This is a genomic window from Pseudonocardia lacus (assembly GCF_018531445.1).
GTDB lineage: Bacteria > Actinomycetota > Actinomycetes > Mycobacteriales > Pseudonocardiaceae > Pseudonocardia > Pseudonocardia lacus.
This window is the reverse complement of sequence record NZ_JAHDTH010000468.1, coordinates 1-1,166: the sequence shown is the minus strand read 5'-3', so window position 1 is coordinate 1,166 and position 1,166 is coordinate 1. Positions and strand designations below refer to the sequence as shown.

Below are 1,166 nucleotides of genomic sequence, written 5' to 3'. Positions count from 1 at the left end.
TCCCGACGCCCGAGGCGCTCGCCGACCCGGCCCGCGCCGCGCGCCTGGAGCGGCTGTGGGCGGCGCTGACCGGTCCCGGGTCGTCGGACGCGCTGGCCGCGGCCGGTCTGCGCCGGCCGGGGATCGGGCTGCCGCCCGGGGCGCGGCCGGGTGAGCTGCCCCCGGCGACGGCTCCGCTGTTCGACGTGCTGGAGCCGCGTCGCGTGGACCGGGTGTTCAGCACCTGGTACTGGGCCGACCGGCGGGCCGACGTGCTGGCCGTGGTCGACGTGTCCGGCTCGATGGGCGCGCACTCCGCGGGTGGGCGACCGCTGGCCGACGTGGCCCGCGAGGGGCTGGGCGGCATCGCCGCCATGCTCCCCGACGACGCCCGGCTGGGCCTGTGGGAGTTCGGCGCGGGCCTGGCCCCGCCGCTGGACCACCGCGTGCTGCTCGAACCGGCCGACCTCGGCGCGGAGCAGCGGGCCGCGCTGGGGGCCGCGCTGGGCGGCCTGCTGCCGCGGGAGACCGGCAGCGGGCTGCACGACACGGTGCTCGCCGCCTACACGGCCGCCCGCAACGGCCACCGCAACGGCGTGCCCGACCACGTCTTCGTGATCACCGACGGCCGCGACGAGGCCGATCCCGGCGCCCTGACGGCCGAGCAGTTGGCCGAGCACCTGCGGGTCCGGGCCGATCCGGCGCGCCCGGTGCGGCTGACTGTCGTCACGCTCGGTGCACAATCGGACGCCACCCGGTTGGCCGAAGCGCTCACCCCTGTGGGTGCGCGGGTCGAGCACGCGAGCGGCCCGGGGGAGGTCCGCGCCGCGTTCCTGCACGCAGCGGCCGAAGGGCTGCCCGGCTGACCGGCCGCCCGGCCACCGGGCCCGATGGTCACGCAGGGCACGGTCGATCACTCACTTGGGGATCGAGCGGCGCAGGGCCGCGCCGTGACGGGCTCGGCGTCGTTGGGTCGGTGACGACCGGCCGATCCCGGCGGGTCCCGACCGCGGGAGCGGCAGATGGCCGACGAGCCGAGTGGAGCGTGGGACGCTGCCCACCCCGCCCACCACAACGCGACGCCCGGCACGCGCCGCTTCGACGGCGGGGCCGGGCCGGGCGAGGGTGCCGTGGAGCCCGCACCGGACGCGCAGGTCGTCGACGGGCGGGCCGCGGCCGCCGCGGCG

The 1,166-nt window shown here is 79.0% G+C and carries 1 protein-coding gene; it reads left to right on the top strand.

Translation table 11 applies throughout. The annotated features are described in order from the left end of the window. Nucleotides 1–845, top strand: an 845-nt coding sequence (locus KIK08_RS39120) for a vWA domain-containing protein (RefSeq protein WP_214408344.1), incomplete at its 5' end; no start/stop codon positions are given. Between the last annotated feature and the right edge of the window lie 321 nt (nt 846–1,166).